Raw genomic sequence first — 22,518 nt, 5'->3', positions numbered from 1 at the left:
TCGACAGGGCGCGGCTGAATGAAAAATATGGCCTATTTCTTCTTACCTTCAGAGTTGAAGCTTTGCACGGCGGCCGCCTTGTACTGGGCGTTCGTCATGGTGAAGTCGGTGTCGAGAACGATGTTGGCCGAAACGGCAGTGCCCTTTGAGATCTGCTTCACGTACACAGCCAGCGGGGTGCTCGTGTCGACAAGACCAGTCGCGGTGGCGACAGTGAAGGGGATCGTGGTGACACCAGCATTCTCAAGGAAGTACTGCTGGGCCGCCGAGGCAACCTGGCGGGCATCGTTTTCCATCGCCTTGCCAATCGAGTTCTCACGAACCTTCTGGAAGGCGGGGATCGCCATCGCGGCCAGAAGGCCGATGATGACGACAACAATCATGATTTCGACAAGGGTGAAGCCCTTGGTGGAGCGAGTATTGATTTTCATATGCAGTGATATAATCGGATGATATTGAGCTCAAGTTGAGCGTGATTCGAGTCCACCGCTTTATCGTCACGACGCAAGAATCACTGACGTCAATAACATGTAAACTGTCACGTAAATATATATCCCTATATGAAATACGGAATTCACCCCAGGGCGCACAAAAGTTTTCGGCACAAAGTTGCGCGGATTTAGTCGAAATTCGTTCTGGCCGCCTGCACATTTCATCCTCTTTTTCAGCCTCTTGTCGTGAGTTCTTCGTCAGACACATCGCCCAGCAACCGGTTCACTCTCCTCATCAACCTTGCGCTGCTTTTCCTTGGCATTGCCTCCCAGGAATCCCACGCCGCTGAATTGCATCTTAGGAACGGCGACCGGATTACCGGCGAACTTTTGCAGCGGGTGGATGGAAAGATCTACTTCAGGTCCAGCCTCGTCGGCGACATCGTCCTCTTGGAAACGGACGGAGTTGTGATCGAGACAGTCGACACTCCTGTGGAAAGCCTCGCCGGGCTCCCCCCCCCCCAGAAGGAGCATCCGGCCGCGGAAGCGACCAAGGTTCCCGAAGCCACGGGTCAAAAATCGACGCAAGGTGTTCTTGCAAACGAAAAGCCAGCCTCCTCCACGTCCAAGCCTCCCGCGCAGCACGCCTCATCGACAGGTGCCAAGCCGCAGCCAACCCGCTGGAGAGGCAAGGTTGAATTCGGATTCTATCAACAATCGGGGCGCCTGGACAGCCTCAACACCTCCCTTCGCCTCGATGCCGAGCGCGAGAGCGGCCGCAATCATTACAAGGCAGGCGGGAGAATTCTGTACGGTGAGCAGGGAGACCGGGTCAGCACGGATCGGGCCGATGCGAGCTTTCGCTGGCGTCATCAACTGTCCGCCCGGATGTTTGCCCAGTCACTGACGAGCTTCCTTTCGGACGACGTCAAGAAAATCGATCAGAACTACGAACAGAATGCTGGCGTGGGTTTTGCCCTCTACAAGCGCGATCACCATGTAGTCAATGTGGGAGGGGGAGTCACCGCCCAGTTCCGTGAAGCAGCCAGCATCGGCAGCGAATTTGCCGCGCTGGCCGAGATCTTCGAGGACTACACCTACAAGATCAACGGACGTCTGACCTTCCTTCAGGACCTCCTCGCCCAGTACTCCCCCGACTCACAGAACAAGTACATCATCCGAAACAATGTGATCGTGCCTGTCGCGGGCGGCGTCCAAAATTACCGGATTCGCTTCAATACGACGCTGCAAGGCAAGGTCACCGACAGGATATCGATGAATCTGCGCTATGAATATGAATTCGACAACACGATCGTCGAAGGTGCGGGCAAATCTGATCAGCGCATCAGCAGCACGCTGGGGTATGCGTTCTGAGTTAGAGGTCAGAAGTCGGCAGTCAGACGTCAGCTCGAGAACTGATGGTCCACCCAGCTAAACGGTGTCCCGCGTCACGGGGTTTCCTGAAGACGGAAGTGGATTTGGTCAGGGTGGGAGCGACAGTGGTCTGAAGGATCGGGTTTGGAGCGTGGCGGGGCTTGGGGTAAAGAGAGTGGCGTAAGAGAGGGTTCCGGCATCGATTTGCAGTTAACACATTGTTGCGCTGGTATCGCGCGAGAGAACCAGTGGACCGTCGGTTACCGGAGCTGTCCACCTATTTGGGCCATGTGCAGCCTCATGCGCCACTACCACGCCGACGGTTATTCGACGAAAACCGGCATGGTGAACATCGTCGGCCATTCGATGGGGGGATTGATTGTCGCGGGCTATGTCTCTCGAAACGGCATGAAGTCGGTCGACAAGGTGGCATCACTGGCGTCGCCTTTCCGCGGTTCCCTGGAGTCCATAGCGAAGGTCGCGATCGGCGTTGGCGGCTTCAGTCTTTCCAGCGGTGGATCGCGGGAACGCGAGGCGGCGCGCCTGACGCCGGCGTTGTATCACCTGCTGCCGTCCTTCGATGAGGCCGTCACCGCCGAAGGCGGGCTGCCGGAGGATATTTTTCTGCCGGAGGCCTGGCAGCCGGGAATCCTGAACACGCTGGCAACTTTCATCACGCGGTATGGTCTCCGCCCCGACGATCCGCAGGTCAAGGCCACAAGCCTGATGAAGGCGATGCTGGACCAGGCGTGGCGGCATCGACGGCGCATTGAACGACTGAGGCTTCCAGACACAGGCAAATGGCTCTGCATTGTTGGCGTCGATGCCGACACGCGCGTCTCAATGACGATCAGGCCGGACGCTGCTGGAAAACCACGGTTCGAACTGGGCGATCCAAGGAATGAATGGCGCAGTGGCGATCGACTGAACACCGGCGACAACACCGTGCCGTATCTTGGCTCGAGGTGTGCGTTTATTCCTGCCAATCAGGTTGTGTGCGTGACGCCAGGGGATTTTGGCTTCTTTGAATTTGGCGATCAATTGCTCAGCAAGCTCGGGTTTCACAGCGCACTGCCCTCCATGAACCTGGTTCAGCGTCTGGTGACATCGCATTTTCTCGGACGCCCGCAGGGAAAGCTCATGGGTCATCCGGCACCGGGTGTGGATCCGGAGAAGTGGGCGTCACCCCTTGCGGGAATCACGGCTGTTTGATGTCTCTGCGCGGTGATCGGCACCCGCGCATTGGAGTGCCTGATGAGATGCGCTGGCGGCAGTCGGTGGGCGCGACAGCGAAAATGCGGTTCCTATCTGCCGGTTGGAGAGATTTCCAGCCAGGCGCGAAAGTCGCGGAGCTGGTCGAGGGATCCCAGTCCGAGGAGGCGATCGCCGGGTTGAAGGACTTCGGAGGCTTGCGGAACCAGGATCTGGGAGCCGTTGCGTCCAATGCCAAGGACACGAACACCCGTCTTGCGCGCAATCTGGAGCTTGCCGAGCGGCACACCGGTCGGACCATTTTCGGGGACGGTGAACGAATCGAGCACGGCGCGGTCGAAATCCGCGGGATGCGCGGCATCGGCCTCCTGTCCCTCCAGAAACGCGGAGGCTTTCTCGATCTGTAAAGGACTTCCGAGGAGGAGAAGCTTGTCGCCCGGATAGCAGGCGATGTTCGGAGAGGGATGGGCGATGATGAAGTTGTTGCGTTCGATCTCGACGACGAAGCAGCCGAATCGCGACGGAATCTGAAGTTCGGAAAGCGAGCATCCCGCGTAGGCGGCGCCGGGGGGGACCGTGCACTCGTGAAGTTGAAGGTCCCAGGTCTCGAGTCCGTGGGCGAGTTCCTCGCGATTTGTTCCGCCCTCCTGGCCGGCCGGGCCCGGCGGCCCCGCAAGCACCTTGTTCATGGAGTGCTGCCAGGTGCTGTGCCAGTAGATGAGCTTGCGCGAGAAAATGGTCACGACCGTGATGGCCGCGAGGCCGAGGAAGAGCCAGCCGAGCGGGCTCAGCTGCACCGGGAAGAGCCCGTAGAGGAAGGATCCCAGCGCCACGGCGGCGGCTGTCTGCAGGCTCGTCCGGATGAACCGGGGAGTCAGTGTGGGCATGTGCCAGGCCTCGGCGACAATCGCCGCGAGGGCACCGATGTTGCGCCAGGCGGCAAACAGCGGGATGAGGACAAGCAGTCCGATCCCAATCCAATACGCGATGCGGAGGAGCTTGATGCCCATCATCGAGGCAAGCATCGTTTCCTCAAGGCGGTGCAGGAGAGGCAGTGAAAAAATCAGCACACCCGCGACGAAAAGAACCTCGACCGCGACCTGCACGAGACGGCTGCGGATCAGTTTCCATGCGAGCGGTGTGGTGTCGCGATTGGCCAGTTGATGAAGCCAGCTCTGATAGGCTGCGATGAACCGCGCGACAGGCGCGGGTTCGATGGCGTTGAGGAAATGAAGAATGGGATCCGCGAATCGGTTGAGGATGGGGGTGGCCAGCACCGTGAGAACGGAAAGACCGACGGACAGCGGATAGAAGGAGACCGGCAGAATGGCCGCCGCGATGCCCGCCTGCGCGATGATGAAGGTGAATTCGCCAAGAGGGGTCAGCAGCAGTCCGCCGCGCCGCGCCTGCTTCGGCGGAACGCCGACGAGCATGAGGGCGATTCCGCAGGCGATCGGGCGCACGAGCAGCGAAAAGAGGCTGAGGGTCAGAACGGGCAGCCAGATGTCCTTCAAGAGGCGGACATCAATCATCATGCCGATCGACACGAAGAAAACGCTGCCGAAGAGGTTGCGGAGGCTGCCGAACGAGTCCTCGATGGACTGTTTCTGCGGCATCTCCGCCATCAATGCCCCGAAGAGGAACGCGCCCAGGGCGATCGAGTAGCCGGCCTTGATTGCCGCGAGCGACAGCAGAAAAAGCACGCCGGCCACCACGAGTGTCTGGAGCTCCGTGTCGGCTTTCTTGTCGAGCCAGCGCAGCAGACGGGGCAGCAGGAGCAGGCCAAGGCAGACGAAGAGGACGACAAAGGCAGTCAACCCGGTGAGCACGGAAGCGAGTCCAACCGACTTGTGCGCCCCCTGGGTGGCGAGCACGGTCAGCATGACGACGGCGACGACGTCCTCCACGATCGTGATGGCCAGTGCCATTTGCGCGGCACGGTCGTGGTTGAGCTTCAGCTCGCTCATGATCTTTGCGATCACGGCTGAGCTGGAAACCATGAGCATCGCCGCGACAAACAGGCTTTGAAGCGGCGACCACTCCAGCACGCGCCCCAGCAGCAGCGTAAAGACCAGCATGAAGGCCGCGCCGATGAAGGTGGCCATGATGATCGGCAGCCCCATGCGCCGCAGCTTGGAAAGGCTGAGTTCCAGTCCGATCGAGAACATCAGGAACACCAGTCCCACCTGTGAGAGCTGCGCGATATGCTCCGTGTCCTCGATCAGAGAGAACGGCAGGTACGGTCCGATGGCGATGCCCGCGAGCAGGTAACCCACGATCGCGGACAGGCCGATGCGCTTGCAAAGCATGCCGGCGAGCCCCGCCGCCAGCAGCAGGATGACAAAGTCGTGAACGAGCGTGAAATGGTCCATCAGCGTTTGGGTACGCCGCGGGCGCGACTTTTCGCGCGGCCTAAGCGGCCTGACGCTGCGTGACGCGGTGAAGTTTCAACTGGCGGACGCCCCCCGGCGTTGTCCAGTTGACGGTGTCGCCCGCGCGAAAACCGATGAGCGCAGTGCCTATGGGGGCGAGAATTGAGAGTCTCTTCTGCTCGATGTTGGCCTGATCGGGAAACGTCAGCGTGTATTCCTCGATCTCTCCTGTACTGAGATCCTCGAACTGGACGGTTGAGCCCATCGTGACGACGTCAGCGGGAAGGGCTGTTGGATCGACGACGATGGCGCGGTCGAGCTCCTCGCGGAGTTTCTGAAGCGAGGATGTGGCGTTGGCTCGCAGCGCCGCCGCCAGCAGCAGGCGCAGCTTCGAGTGGTCCTCGCTTGAAATGTAGATGGCTGTTGGATTCATGATGATCAGTGAGTCTTGGGTTGATGGATTTCCGTCATACCCGCTTGGGTGAGGGATGGACGGATGAAGAATTCATGCTTTCTGATGTCGCAGCGTTTGAACCGGCGCGCAGGACATCAAGCATGCGCTGGCCGGGGAAATGAAGGATTGCGGGCATTTGCGGGCCCGCGGGCGTCGAATTGGGAATGAGTGAGTGTGACTTGCCCGGTGCCGTGCTTCAGGTCAGCGCACGTACCGGGTTCGTGCTGACCGTCAGTTTGCGGCGCCGGGCTGCGCAGGGCAGATATGCAACGACGCCCCTTCCGCCAGTTGCTGGCGGGCTTTGCGGGGTTCGCGTCGTTGCAGGATTGAGTTCACTGCAAAATATCAGTGTTTCCGTCGAATTCGTTGTCAAGCCTTCGGGGCCGAATCAAACGGATGCGGGTCATTCGTTGCATGACTGGCGAAACGTCGGACGGGGTCACCTGCCGGTTGGACTCTCCTCGCCTGGGCGCGGTTCTCAGGCCCGCGTGCACGTTTTCCGACGCTTGATTCCTCGCGCTGCACCGGATTGATTTTCGCCTGATTCAATCATGACGCACCCCAAGACATCCGTATTGCGCAGTCTGCTTCTTTTGGGCGCTGCCATCACCTCAATCTCGACAGGACTGGCGGAGAGCCCGTCATATCGGCGGCTTCAGCTGGACGACAAGTTTTATGCGGAGGGTGCCGTTTTCGCGGACATCAACCGTGATGGTGCGATGGATGTTGCCGCCGGACCCTGGTGGTATGAAGGGCCGGGATATCAGGTTCGACACGAGATTTATGAACCGAAGCCCTTTGATCCGCTGAAGTATTCTGACAATTTCATTGCGGCGGCGGATGACCTGGATGGTGACGGATGGACGGACATTGTGGTGATCGGATTTCCGGGACTTGAAGCTTCCTGGTATCGCAATCCCGGAAGTGGCGCGGGGCGCTGGGTCCGGCATGTTGCGCACTCGCCGGTCGACAACGAGTCCGCGATGTACGTTGACCTCACCGGTGACGGGCGGCGGGAGATTGTGTGTTCGTCGGGGGGGAAGTACGGCTATGCGACTCCGGATCCCAGCGATCCCACGCGCCCCTGGGTTTTTCATGCGATTTCGTCGCATTCGAACACATTCCAGCGTTTCACGCATGGATTGGGCGTGGGCGATGTCGATGGGGATGGCAGGAACGATCTGCTTGAGCGGGGCGGCTGGTGGCGGCAACCCGCTTCCCTCGCGGGCGACCCCGTGTGGCAGAAACACGAATTCGCCTTTTCGAGGGCTGGTGGAGCGCAGATGTGCGTGGTCGACCTCAATGCCGACGGCCTTCCCGATGTTGTGACATCCAAGGAGGCGCACGGTTACGGGCTGTCCTGGTTCGAGCAGGTTCGCGGACGGGATGGAGTACGCTCGTTCCGGGAGCACATGATCCTTTCGGAAGATGCGAACATGAGGGTGAATTACGTCCAGTTCTCCCAGTTGCACGCCGTGACCCTGGCGGATGTCAATGGCGACGGGACACCCGACATCGTCACGGGCAAACGCTGGTGGGCGCATGGTCCGGACAAGGATCCGGATCCGATGGGAACGCCCGTGGTGTATGCGTTCATTGTCGGCAAGAAGGCGGGAGGGGAAGTGACCTTTTCACCGATGCTGATCGACGACGCGAGCGGCATCGGCACGCAGTTTGACGCGCGCGATGTGAACGGCGACAAACGCGCGGACTTCGCGATCTCCAACAAGCGCGGGACGTTTGTGCTGCTGTCGAAGGGATAGCGGAGCCACGGTCGACCGGGCATCGGCCGCGCCCGGATCGAACGGACGATCGACACAGCGAAACCAGGAGATGCGCCGCCTAGTTTCCTGTACCCGTGGGTATGATATCGTACGAGTAGAGGCGGGCTCCCGACAGGCTGAATTGCAGCCTGGTCTTGCCGGACAAGGGATTTGAATTCTGTTTTCGCCAGGTTACCGGCTTGCCGGAAACGGAGCCGGGCAGAGGGTAGGACTGGGCAATCTCGCGTCCCTGCCCGTCGAGTGCGGACACGATCAGGCTGCCTCCCGTCTCCACATCCGCGCTAACCAGAAGGCGATCGCCTTCGGAGAAACGAATGGGTGTGGTGACGATGACACCCGGTTTGTCTGCGTTCGATTGTGTGGCGGCGGCAAAACCGTCCGGACGCATGGTTGCAAAGGCCAGATAACTCTTCCTCTCCGCTGAGTGAGTCCCGTTGCTGCCACTATAATACAGTTTGATGCCGTCCTTTTCGAAGAGAGGATAGGCTGACGGATAGATGCAGCCCCAGTCGAAGCTGCCCTCAGGCCCCAGGGGAATCACCGCCTGTCCCGGCTCGATGCGGTGCCAGTTGATGGTGTCCGTGCTCCAGGCGAGCTCGAAATGAACATGGCCGCTGCTGACTTCATAGATGACAGGAAAAGCCAGGTAGACACCTCCGTGATAGAAGACCAGAATCTCATAGATCTGGTGATCGTCGTCGACCCCGCGCATGACCTCTTTCGGATCGCTCCAATTCTCAAAGTCCCTGCTTTCAATTCGCGAAGCCAACCGAATCGCGGGGATGTTGCCCTGACTGTCGCGTTGCCATTCCCTGGGCGACCAGTCGCGCGTGAAGGCGACATAACGATTGAGTGTGGGCGCCCAAAGAGCGTTGTTGTGGGTATCCCCCATGACCTTGACGTTGTTGAGCACCGTCTGCCGGCCCCAGTGAATGCCATCCGCGGAAAAGGCGACCGCGAGCGTGGTGCGTTTTCCCGCCTTTTGATTCACAAAGAATGATTTGTACCGGCGTTCGGGATTCGTCTCCCGCTTGTCGAGAAAGACGCCGATGCCATGCACGTCACGCATCACGATGTTGCACGGCTCGCCGTAGAAAGTGTATACGCCGAGCGAGGGTTTCCGCCAGTGGATGCCGTCCTTCGATTCGGCGTAGCAGAGCCCCGAATCGCGAAGGTAGAGCCAGCGTTTGCGCTCGGGTGTGGACCCCATCCAGTCCTCGACTTCAACGAGGAATGGATTGTACCAGCATTTGTACAGGCCGGCCTGTTCGTCCCAGATGATGTTGGGATAGAGGTTGTCGAAACGCGGTTCCCAGCGCCGGTCGTTCGTGAAGAGCGGGTTGTGGCTGGATTTGACCACCTTGCCGACGGACATGCGAATGTTCTCGCTGCTTTCGATTCGGGATGCATCGAGGAGCAGCACCTTCCTCGATTCGGTGGCAGGAGCCGTCAGTAAGGAGCAGAGTGAAAGGAGGCCTAGGGCGAGGGGTCTTGCAATGCTCATTCTGGTGTGGTGATTCCTTGTGTTTCGATTGTGCCCCTCCATGAGTGCGGGTGGTCGCGATATCAAGGCGGCGCTGCGAGGGGGAAAGTGTCAGTGCGACGGCTGATCAGACCATTGATAACCGTAAAGAAACGCACGGCGAAGCACAAAGCGGATCTTTGCAGTGGTGCTTGGAGCGCGCTTTCCTCCGGACCATTTCAATTCGACGGATCGATGATCGCCGGTGACGGCCAGGCAGTCTGCGGCTGCAAATCCCGGAAACGGATTGCCGGCTGCGTCGAGCAACTCGGCCGTCATCGCGCCGCCGTGTTTGACGTGAACGTTTACCGCGATACCTTGACCGCCGTGCTCGGCCGGCTTGGTCACCGCCACAGCCGGCAATGGACCGCCGGCTGAAGGCACCAGCGCCCACAAGCGATTTGGTTCCCAGGATGCGCGGCACAGCGCTCCATAATAGGGCAGCGTCGACTTGAGCTTTCCGGTTCGGGAGCCAAGGACTGACTGGCCACCCACTTCAATCTGGGGCTGAAAACGCGTGTCGATGATTGTCGAATGCAGACCTTCAGCTCCGGAGTAATAGACATACATCCGGCCGCCGTCGATCAGAGGCTCTTTCATCTGCCAGATCAGGCCGCCTCCGTAGTCGCCCAACGGGCCGTTCGGAAGCGCGGGTCTCAGGTCGGGCCGCCACCACTTGATTCCGTCGCGGGAGGCCGCAAGCTGCAGGCACATGGTCTGAAGTGCGGCGTCATAGAAGTTGACCAACCCCACATAGCCGCCCGCGACGGCAATGGGGCAGATTTCCAGGAACTGCGCGAAACCGGATTCGCGAAAATCGCGGCCAAGGACCACCTTGGAATCGCTCCAATGCGTCCCGTCGGGACTCGTCGCACGACCAACGCGGCGCAGCAGCTGTTTGCCGTTGTTGTCATAGGGAATGATCCGGTCTCCGGGTTCGCGGGGCGGGTACATCTTGAAGTACGCGACATACGAGCCATCGGCCTCGCGATAGACATAGCACACATCGGTGCCACCCTTGATGGGGAGGGGACCTTCCTTCAGCGTCCAGTCCTTGCCATCCTTCGATCGATACCGGTACAGGCCGTACTTTTCATGGGGACCCGGAAGGAATCCAACCTTTCCCTGAGGGCCCAGTTGCGAGACCACAGTCCCATTTCTGCTCGGCGAGCGAAAGATGAACATCTCATAGGGCTCGGCCTTGTTCGAGGCATCGATCATGACCGAGGCGTACTGCGCCGTGCCGCCCGAATCAAAATCGAGAAGGATGTTGGTCTTTGGATAACCCGGCCAGGAGACGAGTGACAGCATCGGGCGATACCACTTCACGCCATCCTTGCTTTCGAGGTAGGTGAGCCGCCGGTTGGCCTCATGCATGGATTTCAAGCCATCCAGCTCCGTCTCGGCCGGCGTTGAAACCTGCCACGCTTTCCAAAGCCCATCAATGGGATCGTGCAGCACAGTGCCATGTCCCATGATGCCTCCTGCGTCCCACGGCATTGCAGGTTCGAGAAGCGGATTGTGTGGGTCGGGCGCGGCCTGTTCGACCCGCCATCCTGCAAGCTCCAACGTTTCGAAATCGTCGGGCATGAGCAGCGGCATGCGCGGCGCGGCGCGGGTGCAGGCGGCTGTGATGATAAGCAGCAGGATTGTGCGGGCGGCGGTTGTCCTTCGTGGGTGTCTAAGGGGAATCAGCATCTCTTGATTGGACCCAGGTTTTTCAGATGCGGAATCTCGGCGGGTCTAGAATCTGAACTTTACGCCAGCGCGGATGTTGGATCCAAACCAGTAGCTTTCCGAAATGACATCCTTGCTGCCTCCGGTGTAGCTGGTCGAGAGCTGGTCGGTGATATTCTGCCAGTTGAGGAACACCGAGAAGTTTTCCGTGGCCCTGTAGCTCACCTGGGCGTCGATGAAGTAGCGCGAGTTCATGTAGACGTCGGTGAAGGTGCCGGCGCCAATCGACTCGAGGGAGTCGCCGCGATAGTTGTAGGCGACACGTGCTGAAACGCCGTACTTTTCATAGAAGAGCCCCACATTGGCCAGGAACTTGGGCGAAGAATAGAGCCTGAGTTTGTCGGGTCGCGTGGAGACCTTCACGCTCGAATCCATGAGCGTGACATTGGTATCAACGCCAAAGCCGTTCGCAAATCCGCTCGTGAACATCGAGAAGGGCACCTGGGCGCTCAACTCCACACCCTTCATCCGTGCCGAATCACCGTTCTGCATTGAGGTGACGGTGAATGTCGGGAAGGTGTATCCCCCATAACTGTAGTCCTTCTGAACGTAGCTGTAGGTGTAGATTGGATTCTCAATGGTCTTAAAGAACGCCGCCACCGAGATGATTCCGCCAGACTTGAAATAGTAATCGAGCGACAGGTCGAAGTTCAGCGACTCATAGGGCTTGAGCTGGGGATTGCCGGTCGTGAGCGAGCCGCCAACCTCGTCGAGTGACGAGGATGGCACCTGGTCTCCATAGGCCGGCCGGCCGAAAGTGCGGGTGAGCGCCGCCCGGACGACCGCAGCAGGCGTCACCTTGTAGTTGAGCTGGATGTTTGGCAGGAACTCCCCGTAGTTGAAATCGACCGTCTTTGAGATCAACGAGGGCTCGCCCGTTTTCGGATCTACGAGAAACAACGGCCCCGTCAGCTTTGACTTTGTGTGCTCATAGCGCGCCCCGCCGATCAGTGTCACCAGCGGCGTCAGGTTCACCTTGGCCATGGCGTATCCCGCGGAGATCTTTTCATTGACGTCATACGTGTCATCTCCCGCATTCGCCATCGAGTCGGACTTTTGGTACTGCAGCTTGTTCTGTCCGAGAAGTTCATCGAAGACCTTGCGCGCGCCGTCGGGGTTTATCAGAACAGGTATGGTGTAGCGGTCATCCATCACTTTTTCCGCGGGCAGCGGGGACGGCTTGTTGAAATCGGCGAGCGTGTAGCCTGATGCCGCGTAGATCCGCACGTCGCGCACCATGTTGCGATGAAGGTTGGAATACTTGGCTCCGACCTTGATGAAACCGTCCTTGTCACCCAGCCAGTTCTTGAAGTCGCGCTGAACGTCGACCCGTCCGGTCCTGGTCTTTTCGACGTTCTTTGCGGAGTCGGCCCGCGCGCGGCGCACGTTTGGGTTGGCGGTCGCAATCAAGTTCTTCAGGTCGAACGTCGGAAAATACGTGCCATAGTCCAGAATGTAGCCGCCCGGCACGGTGACGTTTCCCGAGCGGAAGGAGAGATTGCGGTAGGTGGGCATTTCATCGGGAGCATGCGAGTAGCCAATTTCTCCGCTTATCTTGTAGTCGCCCATGACCTTGGATCCACCCAGCAGCACGTTCCGCATCTCCGCTTCGCGGTTGAAGCTGATCATGCGCAGGTCATAACGAACCTGCGGGTAGGAAACCCGTGTCGGAGAGAGCTGGGTCGCCGTGCCGCGTGCCGTGTAGAGCTGCTGGTTCTTGTTGTTTTCCTGGGTGAATCGATTGAAGAAGGTCTGCAGATAGATCCGCGAGCCGTCATCGAGGCGATAATCGAGGTTAAGCGTGGCACCGCGTTTGACACGGTGATCGACATTGTAGTCCAGTCGGGGCTCATAGAGGACGGCTTTGCCGTTCGAATCCGGATCCCACTGCCCCATGAACAGGTCGCGGCGCGTTTTCCGGCTCTGATAGTTCATGCTGAAGGCGGTGCCCAGCCTGCCAGCCTGGGTCGCAAAGACATCCGTGTAGGTAAAGTCACCCGCGTAGATCGGCAGGCTTCCCGCCATGTTGCGGCCGTACTGGACGGCACCGGCGATGAATCTTCCGTTGTGATCAAAGCCGGACGCCGTGAGCACATTGACCGTGCCTCCGAGCGAAGTGCCGTCCATGTCGGGCGTGAGCGCCTTGATGACCTCGACCTGGCTGATGATGGACGTGCCGAGAAGATCCATTGGCGTGGAGCGCCCATCACGTCCGAGGTTTCCCGGCGTTGCCAGACTCGCGCCGTTCATGGTGACCGTGTTCAGGTTGGGGCCGATGCCGCGGATGCTGACAAAGTGCCCCTCACCATAGTCGACGTCGAGCGAAACGCCCGGCAGGCGGGCGAGCGCCTCGCCGATATTGTTGTCCGGCAGCTTGCCGGCGGCATCGGTGGAGAGCACGTCCATGATGTTGGTCGCGTTCCGTTTCTGCTGCAGCGCCTTGGACCACCCTTCGCGGTAGCCCTCGACAACAAGCTGGTCCAGTCGGATTGCCTTTTCTCCCATGGAGATGGTCACCGGAACGGTGCCAGTGGCGGGCACCTGGACGGTCTGCGAGCGGTCCGGGTAACCGATTGCCGTGACCGTCAGGGTCACCGTGCCGGCGGGGAGATTGTCCAGCCGGAACTGGCCCTCGCGGTCGGCGAATATCACCTGATCGGTCGCACTGTTGGTGACCGTCGCGCCGGTGACCGAGGAGCCGGTGTTGATGTCGCTGACCTGTCCGTTGATCGTTCCAGCCGTTAGATTTGAAATCCCGGCGAGGCTCAGGCAGAGTCCGAAAAGCAGGTGTTGGAGGGGGGAGATTCCTGGTGTTTTCATGGCAGTTTGCATCGAGTGTGAGCGGGGATGGGACGAATCCGGGGTTGCAGTCACCCAGCATGGGCAGTGGTTCCCGCAGGCGAAGCCAATGTTTCCTATACTCGTAAAGCCATGGACTTTGGAAGAGGCGCATGAAACTATGCGAAGCCGCCGCCCTTCGGCTGGTTGGTCTGGGTGTGAATGCGGACAGACGATAGCGGCGGCTGACTGCGATATTTGCTGTTTCCTGAGTGGCAATCCGGCGGTGTCGCCCTATGCCTGAAATCTATGCCGTCATCCAGTTCATCCCGAATCAGCATGCAGAACGTGGCGGATGCGCTGGGGGTGACCAAGATGACGGTCTCTCTCGCGTTGCGGAACCATCCCAGCATCTCGGTGCGGACTCGCGCGCGGATAGTCGCCCACGCCCGCAAGCTTGGCTACACACCCAATCCCCTGGTCTCCGCCCTCATGGCCAACCTGCGCCGGGGACGTGTGACAAAGGCCCCGCCGATCATTGCATTTGTCACGGTATATCCGGAGGCGGAGTTCAATATCGGCATCAAGCGCCTGATCGCGGGCGCACAGGCTCGTGCTTCGCAGCTCGGTTATGTCATCAGGGTGTTTTCCCTTGCGGATCAACAGGTGTCGCCGGCCCGGCTGGCTGCAATTCTCACGAGTCGCGGCATACGAGGCCTGGTGATCGCGCCTTTTCCGGAGCCTGAGGACCGGTTTGTCATGCCCTGGGAGCGGTTTGCCTGCGCCACCATTGCGCGCTCACTGAAGTCCCCCGAGCTGCATCGCGCGCACAACAACCAGTATCACAGCGTGCTGCTCGCCTTTGAGCGGGTGTGGAAACGGGGCTATCGCCGCATAGGACTGGTGGCGGAGTATCAGCAGAGTGAGCGATGCGAGCATTGGTGGCGGAATGGTTTCCGGCTCGCCGCCGAGCGGCACGGCTGCCTGCTGCGGCAGTGTCCGATCCACCTTCCGCACAGGCTCGATGCGGAGCCGCTGGCGCGCTGGTTCCGGCGGGCCGCGCCCGATGCCATTCTCAGCATCGACGGGCGGGCGCTGGCGATGCTGCGCCAAGAGAACATCCGTGCACCGGAGGACGTGGGTTACGCCATGCTCGATCTCCTGGAGAACACGCCGTTTTGCGCGGGTGTGAACCAGAATCACGAGCTGATCGCAGCCGCGGCGGTGGATGTCGTCATTGAGCAGCTCTACAACAATGAACTCGGCGTGCCGTCGAATCCGAAGTCGGTCATGATTGAAGGCGTGTGGGCGGAGGGACGGACTCTCCGGCGGCAGGCTTGAACGGCGTCGAATTGCGGCTTTACATGTAAAGGTTGAAATATCTCGGACTGCGGCGCCGGCTGCGGCACGTTGGCGGCTTGATCGCCATCCTTCCCGTTTCAGTCATCCAGTGTTCCATCCCGATGCCGGCGCCATGCGATCCCGCGTGGCGGCAGGCGTCGGGGTGCATCCCGGAAATTGGCGGCCGAAATGCACAATCCCTCCATGTCCTCCTCAAGAAAGAAGGTCCCTGAACTCATCGCCGCAATCGTCACTCCGCTGAAGGCTGACGAGAGCCTCGACGTCGAAAGCCTTGAGCGCCTGGTGGAGTGGGTGCTTGGGGGCGGCTTCGGGGGCTTCTTTGTTGGTGGAACGATGGGCGAGGGCCTGGCCTTGCGTGACAGCGAGCGCGAGCGGCTGGTTCGCGAGACGGTGCGGCTTGTGCGCGGCCGGGCCTTCGTACTGGCGGGAATTTCCGACGCGAGCACGCTTCGCCTCTTCGACGGCATCAGCCGGATCGCGGATGCAGGGGTGGATGGCATCGTCACAACCGCGCGCCTGGTTTTTCCCGCGCGCGATCGCAGGGACACCGAGCGGCTTGTGGAGGCGGCGGCGCAACGCTCTCCGGTTCCGCTCTGGTTCTATGAGAATCCGGGCATGACCCCCGTGCGCAGCACCTTTGACGAGCTTCAGCGCATCATGGCCATACCCAATGTGCATGGACTGAAGTTCACGACACCCGATCGCGATCTCTGCCTGCGATGCGCCGGCGCTTTTCGAGGGTCGCACCCCGTGTACAATGGAAACGCCCGTGACATCGCCTTTGCCGGGCAGCACGACATCGGCGCCTTGGTGGGCATCGCGGGAATGCTGCCCGGCCTCTGCTCGAGGATCTGGTGGAGCGCGCGGCGGGGCGACCTGGCCGAGGCCGAGCGCCTGCAGCGGCAGGTGCAGGAGGTTTATGACATCTACCTGGGCGAGTCCTGGCCGCTCTGGCCTTCAGCGCAGAAGCACGCCCTGAAGCGTCTCGGCATTTTCAGCACGAGCACGTCAACCGCACCGTTTGCGACGCTCAGTTCCGAGGAAGAATATCGGATCGACGCGATCCTCGACAGGCTGGATCGCTCAATCTATGATGCACCGGACCCGAGCGCAACGCTTCTGACATCGCGGACATGAACACGACCCTGCGTGATCCGATGAACACTGGACGGCCGTTGAGAGCAGGTTTCATTGGTGTGGGCACAATGGGGCAGGGCATGGTGATGAACCTGCGAAGGAACGGATTCGCGGTGATGTTCCTTGCCCGGGAAACTGCGGGAGGGCGCACAGCCCGTGAGCGCCTGTCGCAGGCTGGTGCCACACCCACCGGCGATCCCGCGGAGCTCGCCAGGGCGAGCGACGTTGTCATCCTCTGCCTCCCGGACTCGCCGACAGTGGAATCGATTCTGACGGGTCCCGATGGATTGAAGCGCTATCTGCGGGCTGGCAGCATTGTCCTCGACTGTTCCACCAGTCATCCCGCCTCCACCCGGCGCCTGGCGGAGGAACTCGCCGTTGGTGGAGTCACGCTGCTCGACGGGCCACTGACGGGGAGCCGTGCGCAGGCGGATGCGGGCACGCTGAATGTTCTTGGCGCGGGTCCGCTCGCGGCCTTCGAAAAGGCGCGGCCCGTCATGCTTGGTTTCGCCGCCCGCGTGTTTCACCTTGGGGACACGGGCTCCGGGCATGCGGCCAAGCTGATCAATAATTTTCTTGGACTGCTCGCCCTCGCGGGTCTCTGCGAGGTGTGGCCCCTGTTGGAAGGGCAGGGCATCGATCGACGGGCGTTTTTTGATGCGATCTCGGCGAGCGGCGGAAACAGCGCGACTTTTCAGGGAGCCTTTCCCAAGCTTGAGGCGCGGAGTTTCTCGCGAAATTTTGCGCAAAAGCTGGGGGAAAAGGACGTTCGCTACCTTGCGCAGCTTGTCCACGCTGCGGGCGGCCAGGTTCATCTGGCGGATTGCCTGCACGAGGTGTTCGAGTCATCGCTGGCCGCTGGATTCGGCGAGAGCGACACTTCCGAGCTGGTGCGATATTTTGATCCGGCGCAACGCGCGCCTGGGAAAAACTCCTGAAGGCCCGACCTCGCGTGCCGCCCGGCGGCTCGTTGTGAAACTGCGTTTCCGCGGCGGGCTACTGCGGCGGCACGACTTGGCACGTTGCCTCGGCAAGCGGGCGCTTCATCACTTCCGCATAAGTGAGGGCCTGCGATCCGGCGCGCCCGGATGGCAGGAGTCGGCTGAGGGCGTAGCCTGCCACGAGGGTGGCGGTCACTCCGATGGGCGGAGGCCATTGCCAGCTCAAGTGCTTGAAGAAATGGACAAACCCGTCGCCAAAGAGGCGACCGGAAACCACCTGAAGCCAGGCCACTTCGCTGAAAAAGGAGGCGAAGCTGCTGCACATCAGGCCTGCGAGCGCCCCTAATGCCACGCCAACGGAATGAGCCCGGCGACTGAACATGCCGAGGACGAAGATGCCGAAAAGCGGACCGAAAAAGGCGCCTATCAGCTTGTTGGTCGACTGGTATATTTCGCCCATGCGCTCGATGTTGATGCCGATGACAATCATCAGCACTCCGAGGCACGCGGTCGCCGCTCGCGACACCTGCACCTGCCGCCGTTCCTCCAGTGGAGAGAGGTTCGCCGGCGGCCGCCGGTGTCCAAGCCAAAGGCGATTGTAGAAATCGACCACGATGATGGACGCGCTCGAGTTGAGTGCGGAATCCACACTCGAAAGCGACGCTGCAAAGATGGCGGCGATCACCAGACCCGTGACGCCCGCGGGAAAGTGATGCTGCATGAAATAGGGCAGAATGCGGTCGTTCTGCATGCCCTCGGGGAAGGGGAAGTGTCGATGGTACGCGAAGAGCGCCAGTCCGACAAACCCAAGGACCACCATCCAGACGGTGTCAGTGACGGCGTTGACGATGTACGAGCGCCGGGCCTGGTCCAGGGATTCGGCCGATTGAAAGCGCTGGATGGCGATTTGGTCGGAGGTGAAGGCCGCGGCTCGTCCCAGCAGGACCATGAGCACCATGCCCACGATCGTGACCTCGGTGGTCATGAACGTCGTGAATTGTTTCCATGGCCCTCCGCCGGGATGCGCATGCATGCCGATGAGATCGAGCCTGCCTGTCTGGCTGGCGACCTGAAGGACCTCGCCCATGCCGCCGGGGATCATGGCAACCACTGTGTACAGGGTGACCGCCAGTCCGCCAAACATGATGCAGAACTGAGCAACGTCATTCCAGATGACCGCCTCGATTCCGCCGAGCATGGTGTAGATCGTAACCACGACACCCAGCACGACGACCATCGTGGTGATGCTCAGCCCGCCGCCCGTGGCCGCCTTCACCGCCAGGCATGGCACGTAGATGGCCGCTCCCATCCATCCCACGCGCCAGAGTATGAAAATGCCGGCGGCCAGGGTGCGGACGCCGGCGCCAAAGCGCTGCTCCAGGTACTCATAGGCGGAATAGACGTCGAGACGCTTGTAGAACGGCAGCGTCACCCGGGAAACCCAGGGGTAGAGAGGGATCCAGGACAGAAATGCCATGACGAAAACCAGTCCGATCGCAAAACCCATTGCCGGGGCCTGAACATAGTCCAGCCCGCTGTTGAGAGCGGCCATGAGGGACATGCCCAACGCCACCCAGCCGATTTTTCCACGACCGCGAATGAAGCTGCTGAGCGATTTCTGGCGGCGGGAAAAGAAGATCCCGATTCCCGCCACGACGCACAGGTAGGCGGCAATGATGATGATATCAATCCAATGCAGGCTGCCGATGGGGGTTGTCATGATGACTTGGGTTCCGGATATGGAATGAGTCTGGTCGGGCGATCACAAGGCCTCCGCGCAGGGATCTGCCGGTGTTGACCCGCAGACCGTTTCGGATCGATCATTGGATTCTGACTGGTTGCCAAGAGATCGGGACAGCAACGATGCCATTCGGGAGTTGGGTTCGCATTCATGCAGTTCCCGGCGATCCGTCACGCCTGCCGACCTTATACTCGTAAAGGAACCAGGGGCTGGAGCTGCCGGGGGGAGACGATCTGGAGGTGAGGATTTGACTGGTTACCGCGGGGCCGGCCCCTAGGTTGGAGGCATGAACCCCCTCAATCGACGCCGGTTTCTTGGCACCGTTGCGGCTGGAGCCGCCACGGTCGCACCTCTTCGCTCACTGATTGCGCAGGCGTCTTCGCCTGCGACGAGCCAGCCATCCCCGAGGAAGGTCAGGGTTGGATTGATCGGGGTTGGCTGGTACGGCATGGTCAATGCGCGCGCGGCGTTCAAGGCGGGCGGGGTTGAAGTGCTGGCGGTCTGCGATGTCGACAGCGAGCATCTGGAGAAGAGCGCGCAGGAGATCGAGAAGCTCCAAGGCTCGCGGCCGAGGACCTTCAAGCTGTACACGGAGCTGCTGGAAACCCCGGGACTGGAGGCGATCATTTTGTCAACTCCGCCACAATGGCATGCGCTGCCGTTCCTCGCTGCGCTGGACAAGGGTTTGCACGTCTATCTGGAGAAGCCGGTGTCCTACGATGTGCGCGAAGGGCGAGCCATGGTTGACGCCGCCGCGAAGCGCCCGCACCAGGTCGTGCAGGTCGGATTCCAGCGCCGGCAGAGCGCGGCGTTCAAGGCGGTCAGGCAGTTCATTGCGGAGGGCCGGCTGGGCAGGGTCGTGCAGGCCGAGGCCCAGATCAACACGAAGGTCGGCTTGAAGGATCCCTCGCACAAGAATCCGCCGGCCAGCCTCGACTGGGATCTCTGGTGCGGCCCGGGCCCGCTCATTCCGTACAGTGAGCAGGTGGGGCACGTCAGCTGGCGACTCGAGGAAGCCGTCGGGCAGGGGCATCTGTACGACTGGGGCATTCACATGATCGACGCCGCGCGGGTGATACTCAATCTTGCCGCCCCCTCGACGATTTCGGCCGCAGGCGGACTCTATGAGCTCAAGGGGAGGATCACCACGCCCGACACCCTGACGGCGCATTTCGAGTACGATCGATGCCCTGTGAGCTGGCGGCACCGGATCTGGGGGGCGGAGGAATACACTCCCGAGATCAACATCGGAGTCACCTTCTTCGGTGAGAACGGCACGGTCTGGGTGAATGACAACAAATGGGTTCATGTGCCCGCGAAGAAGGGAGCGGAGCGGGTCGTGACCGAGACCCGGACCGACGCCGGCATGGCGCACATGGCGGAATTTCTCGACGCCGTTCGCGGGCGGGGCCGGGCGAGCTGCACCATCGCGGACGCCCACCTGTCGACGACGGCGGTGAAGCTGGCGATGATCGCCCTCAAGACCGGAGGCAGGCTGTCCTGGGATGCCGGCAGGGAGCAGATCGTGGGGAACGCCGGCGCCTCGGCGTATCTGAAACGTGAATACCGCGCCCCCTGGAGGCATCCCTTCACCGCCTGAACGGCTGGTGTGCGGCGAAAAAAAAGCCGCCCGGCAAAGGGGCGGCTTGAAAGGACATCAGCCGTGCGGGCTCAGTTTGTGATGTCGTAGGTCGTGCTGGTCTGCCGGGCCGCAATGTAGGACTTGTACCACTCCTTCTGCGCGGGCGAATCGGTGTAGTTCTTCAGGGCGTCCTCATCCGCGAACTCCATGACGAGCACGTGGGTCTTGGCGACTTCCGCGCCCTTGGGGTTCTGGACCTTGATGGCCTTGGTCCACACGCGGGTGATTCCCTTGTAGGCGGCCGGCAGCGCATGCACGCCGTCGATGGCGGCCTGGATCTGCTCCGGCGTGGCTGTCTTCTTCCAGGCAACCGTCACGACGTGGATGACGCTCTTGGGGGATGTTTCAGATGCGAAGGTGGCCGTGGCGCCGGCAAGGGCGAGGGCGACGAGGAAACTCATCAATAGTTTTTTCATGTTTCGAATTCCGAGGATGGTCTGATGTTTTGGGGAGTCCGGTGGTTCAAACGCGAGTCCGGGCTCAAGGTGGGTTAGGTGACATCAAGCGTCGGGGTGTCAACGGTGGACTGGCGGGTTTCAAAGCGTGCGCCATCATTGTACCCGAAGAATGGGGTTGCGGGTGTTCCGTTCCCAACAGCAAGCTGATGGCGTGACCCTCAAACCTTGGAAGTGGCCGCTGGCCAATCAGATTCTGGTCGGACTGCTCATTGGTGCCGTGGCCGGATTGATCGTCGAACAGAACGTGACGGAGGCGGGTGCGGTCGCCCAGCTCGACTGGTGGCTGGCCAACGTCATCAAGCCGGTCGGTTCCCTGTTCATACGCCTCATTTTCATGATCGTGATCCCGCTCGTCTTTTCCGCGATTGTCCTGGGCATTGCGGAAATGGGGGACCTGCGGGAACTCGGCAAGGTCGGCCTGAAGTCGGTCCTTTTCACGCTGCTGCTGGCGGGGTCCAGCGTGCTGCTCGGCCTGGTCCTCGTGAACGTGTTCTCCCCGGGGTCGCATCTGCCTGCGGAGACCAGGAGCGAACTCACCGCGAAGTACGGCGGCGCCGTTGCGCAGAAGGTCGAGCAGGGGACCAAAAAGGCGCCGCTGGCTGAGACCCTGCTGGCGCTCGTTCCGCAGAATCCGCTCCAGGAGGCGGTCAATGCCTTCACGCCCAACTACACTGGTGGCGGGCTCATTTCGGTGATGGTGTTCAGCCTCTTCTTCGGTGTCGCGATGGCGATGGCGCCGCCCGAGAGGATGAGACCGCTGGTGCAGGTTTTCCAGGGGGTCTTCGATGTCTGCATGCGCATCATCGGCTTCGCCATGCTGCTCGCGCCTGTCGGCGTCGCCTGCCTCGGCTTCGCGCTCACCTCGACGCTCGGCATGGACATCGTCAGGAGCCTGGCGTTCTACGTGGGCGTCGTGGTGCTGGGTCTGCTGCTGCACCAGTTTGTCACGTACTCCATTCTGCTGAAATTCGTGGGAGGAAAGTCGCCGCTCCAGTTTTTCAAGCAGACGCAGGAGGCGATGATAACGGCGTTCAGCACATCTTCGAGCAATGCGACGCTGCCGGTTTCCATGCGTGTGGCTGAGGAGAATCTCGGGCTGCCCCGGAAGATCAGCCGCTTCGTCCTTACGGTTGGCGCCAGCGCGAATCAGAATGGAACCGCGCTCTATGAAGGCGTGACGGTGCTTTTCCTGGCCCAGGTTTTTGGTGTCGATCTCTCGCTCGGCCAGCAGGTCGTGGTTGCCCTGATGTGCATCATGGCGGGTTTCGGCACCGCGGGCGTGCCCGGCGGATCGCTGCCGCTCGTGGTGGGTGTCCTGGTTTCGATCCAGGTGCCCGGGGAGAGCATTGCGATCATCCTCGGCATCGACCGGTTTCTCGACATGGCCCGGACCACGCTGAATGTGACCGGTGACCTGGTGTGCGCGGTGCTGGTTTCAAAGGGGGCGGCGGCCGACGAGCCTGGACCACTGTCAGCAGCGGAGTGAAGCAGTCCGTAGTTGCGCGTAGGTGATAATGCGGCTGGAAAACCGCTTGTGATGGAGAAATGGATACGCAGGATGTGAACCGCGGAA

At 60.7% G+C, this 22,518-nt stretch carries 16 protein-coding genes; 8 read left to right on the top strand and 8 right to left on the bottom strand.

Going from position 1 to position 22,518, the window contains the following annotated elements; genetic code table 11:
• Window positions 1-32 precede the first annotated feature (32 nt).
• Entirely contained in the window at window positions 33-431 is a 399-nt protein-coding gene (locus HS122_03235; protein MBE7537413.1) for a prepilin-type N-terminal cleavage/methylation domain-containing protein, read from the bottom strand.
• A 246-nt stretch (window positions 432-677) separates the two neighbouring features.
• Here HS122_03235 and HS122_03230 point away from each other — a divergent pair, with 246 nt between their 5' ends.
• Both HS122_03230 and HS122_03225 read left to right on the top strand, forming a co-directional pair.
• Window positions 678-1,805 carry a DUF481 domain-containing protein gene (locus HS122_03230; protein MBE7537412.1) on the top strand — a complete coding sequence of 376 codons (1,128 nt, stop codon included), beginning with the start codon at window positions 678-680 and terminating at the stop codon, window positions 1,803-1,805.
• Between the two features lie 288 nt (window positions 1,806-2,093).
• Window positions 2,094-3,017: an alpha/beta hydrolase gene (locus HS122_03225; GenBank protein MBE7537411.1), complete on the top strand. Its 924-nt coding sequence runs from the start codon at window positions 2,094-2,096 to the stop codon at window positions 3,015-3,017.
• A gap of 92 nt (window positions 3,018-3,109) precedes the next feature.
• On the opposite strand, the gene HS122_03220 is transcribed toward HS122_03225, so the two are convergent.
• Both HS122_03220 and rnk read right to left on the bottom strand, forming a co-directional pair.
• Window positions 3,110-5,389 (bottom strand): cation:proton antiporter, encoded by a 2,280-nt coding sequence (locus tag HS122_03220; protein ID MBE7537410.1) that lies wholly within the window; start codon window positions 5,387-5,389, stop codon window positions 3,110-3,112.
• A 40-nt stretch (window positions 5,390-5,429) separates the two neighbouring features.
• Window positions 5,430-5,822: a nucleoside diphosphate kinase regulator gene (gene rnk, locus HS122_03215; GenBank protein ID MBE7537409.1), complete on the bottom strand. Its 393-nt coding sequence runs from the start codon at window positions 5,820-5,822 to the stop codon at window positions 5,430-5,432.
• A gap of 572 nt (window positions 5,823-6,394) precedes the next feature.
• Here rnk and HS122_03210 point away from each other — a divergent pair.
• Window positions 6,395-7,606 carry a VCBS repeat-containing protein gene (locus HS122_03210; GenBank protein MBE7537408.1) on the top strand — a complete coding sequence of 404 codons (1,212 nt, stop codon included), beginning with the start codon at window positions 6,395-6,397 and terminating at the stop codon, window positions 7,604-7,606.
• Window positions 7,607-7,685: 79 nt separating this feature from the next.
• Here HS122_03210 and HS122_03205 read toward each other — a convergent pair whose 3' ends face one another.
• From HS122_03205 to HS122_03195, 3 genes are all read right to left on the bottom strand, one after another.
• Window positions 7,686-9,131, bottom strand: coding sequence for a hypothetical protein (locus tag HS122_03205; protein MBE7537407.1), 1,446 nt, complete (start codon window positions 9,129-9,131; stop codon window positions 7,686-7,688).
• A 90-nt stretch (window positions 9,132-9,221) separates the two neighbouring features.
• Window positions 9,222-10,847 (bottom strand): hypothetical protein, encoded by a 1,626-nt coding sequence (locus HS122_03200; GenBank protein ID MBE7537406.1) that lies wholly within the window; start codon window positions 10,845-10,847, stop codon window positions 9,222-9,224.
• 45 nt (window positions 10,848-10,892) lie between these two features.
• Entirely contained in the window at window positions 10,893-13,706 is a 2,814-nt protein-coding gene (locus tag HS122_03195) for a TonB-dependent receptor (GenBank protein MBE7537405.1), read from the bottom strand.
• Between the two features lie 267 nt (window positions 13,707-13,973).
• On the opposite strand from HS122_03195, the gene HS122_03190 reads away from it, so the two are divergent.
• The 3 genes from HS122_03190 to HS122_03180 all read left to right on the top strand — a co-directional run bounded on the left by HS122_03190 (window position 13,974) and on the right by HS122_03180 (window position 17,101).
• Window positions 13,974-15,005, top strand: a complete 1,032-nt coding sequence (locus HS122_03190; GenBank protein MBE7537404.1) for a LacI family DNA-binding transcriptional regulator — start codon at window positions 13,974-13,976, stop codon at window positions 15,003-15,005.
• A gap of 204 nt (window positions 15,006-15,209) precedes the next feature.
• Window positions 15,210-16,163: a dihydrodipicolinate synthase family protein gene (locus HS122_03185; GenBank protein MBE7537403.1), complete on the top strand. Its 954-nt coding sequence runs from the start codon at window positions 15,210-15,212 to the stop codon at window positions 16,161-16,163.
• Window positions 16,160-17,101, top strand: coding sequence for an NAD(P)-dependent oxidoreductase (locus HS122_03180; protein ID MBE7537402.1), 942 nt, complete (start codon window positions 16,160-16,162; stop codon window positions 17,099-17,101). The genes HS122_03185 and HS122_03180 overlap by 4 nt, the downstream gene beginning before the upstream one ends.
• Window positions 17,102-17,159: 58 nt before the next feature.
• On the opposite strand, the gene HS122_03175 is transcribed toward HS122_03180, so the two are convergent.
• Window positions 17,160-18,824 (bottom strand): sodium/solute symporter, encoded by a 1,665-nt coding sequence (locus tag HS122_03175; GenBank protein ID MBE7537401.1) that lies wholly within the window; start codon window positions 18,822-18,824, stop codon window positions 17,160-17,162.
• A 307-nt stretch (window positions 18,825-19,131) separates the two neighbouring features.
• Here HS122_03175 and HS122_03170 point away from each other — a divergent pair, with 307 nt between their 5' ends.
• Window positions 19,132-20,445 carry a Gfo/Idh/MocA family oxidoreductase gene (locus HS122_03170; GenBank protein ID MBE7537400.1) on the top strand — a complete coding sequence of 438 codons (1,314 nt, stop codon included), beginning with the start codon at window positions 19,132-19,134 and terminating at the stop codon, window positions 20,443-20,445.
• A gap of 71 nt (window positions 20,446-20,516) precedes the next feature.
• On the opposite strand, the gene HS122_03165 is transcribed toward HS122_03170, so the two are convergent.
• The gene (locus HS122_03165) at window positions 20,517-20,903 is read right to left on the bottom strand and encodes a Dabb family protein (GenBank protein ID MBE7537399.1); all 387 of its coding nucleotides are present in this window, start codon (window positions 20,901-20,903) and stop codon (window positions 20,517-20,519) included.
• Between the two features lie 151 nt (window positions 20,904-21,054).
• Here HS122_03165 and HS122_03160 point away from each other — a divergent pair, with 151 nt between their 5' ends.
• Window positions 21,055-22,431, top strand: a complete 1,377-nt coding sequence (locus HS122_03160; protein ID MBE7537398.1) for a dicarboxylate/amino acid:cation symporter — start codon at window positions 21,055-21,057, stop codon at window positions 22,429-22,431.
• Window positions 22,432-22,518: the final 87 nt, after the last annotated feature.

The sequence above is a fragment of the Opitutaceae bacterium genome (genome assembly GCA_015075305.1).
Taxonomy (GTDB): Bacteria; Verrucomicrobiota; Verrucomicrobiia; order Opitutales; family Opitutaceae; genus UBA6669.
Note: the sequence above shows the minus strand (reverse complement) of the source record. Positions and strands in the feature narration are given on the sequence as shown.

Bases quoted from the DNA above. Each gene is read 5' to 3' on its own strand.
- HS122_03185 (MBE7537403.1), top strand. From the start codon at position 15,210: ATGTCCTCCTCAAGAAAGAAGGTCCCTGAACTCATCGCCGCAATCGTC.
- HS122_03220 (MBE7537410.1), bottom strand. From the start codon at position 5,389: ATGGACCATTTCACGCTCGTTCACGACTTTGTCATCCTGCTGCTGGCG.
- HS122_03205 (MBE7537407.1), bottom strand. From the start codon at position 9,131: ATGAGCATTGCAAGACCCCTCGCCCTAGGCCTCCTTTCACTCTGCTCC.
- HS122_03225 (MBE7537411.1), top strand. From the start codon at position 2,094: ATGTGCAGCCTCATGCGCCACTACCACGCCGACGGTTATTCGACGAAA.
- HS122_03195 (MBE7537405.1), bottom strand. From the start codon at position 13,706: ATGAAAACACCAGGAATCTCCCCCCTCCAACACCTGCTTTTCGGACTC.
- HS122_03170 (MBE7537400.1), top strand. From the start codon at position 19,132: ATGAACCCCCTCAATCGACGCCGGTTTCTTGGCACCGTTGCGGCTGGA.
- HS122_03200 (MBE7537406.1), bottom strand. From the start codon at position 10,847: ATGCTGATTCCCCTTAGACACCCACGAAGGACAACCGCCGCCCGCACA.
- HS122_03175 (MBE7537401.1), bottom strand. From the start codon at position 18,824: ATGACAACCCCCATCGGCAGCCTGCATTGGATTGATATCATCATCATT.
- rnk (MBE7537409.1), bottom strand. From the start codon at position 5,822: ATGAATCCAACAGCCATCTACATTTCAAGCGAGGACCACTCGAAGCTG.
- HS122_03180 (MBE7537402.1), top strand. From the start codon at position 16,160: ATGAACACGACCCTGCGTGATCCGATGAACACTGGACGGCCGTTGAGA.
- HS122_03235 (MBE7537413.1), bottom strand. From the start codon at position 431: ATGAAAATCAATACTCGCTCCACCAAGGGCTTCACCCTTGTCGAAATC.
- HS122_03165 (MBE7537399.1), bottom strand. From the start codon at position 20,903: ATGAAAAAACTATTGATGAGTTTCCTCGTCGCCCTCGCCCTTGCCGGC.
- HS122_03190 (MBE7537404.1), top strand. From the start codon at position 13,974: ATGCCGTCATCCAGTTCATCCCGAATCAGCATGCAGAACGTGGCGGAT.
- HS122_03210 (MBE7537408.1), top strand. From the start codon at position 6,395: ATGACGCACCCCAAGACATCCGTATTGCGCAGTCTGCTTCTTTTGGGC.
- HS122_03160 (MBE7537398.1), top strand. From the start codon at position 21,055: ATGGGGTTGCGGGTGTTCCGTTCCCAACAGCAAGCTGATGGCGTGACC.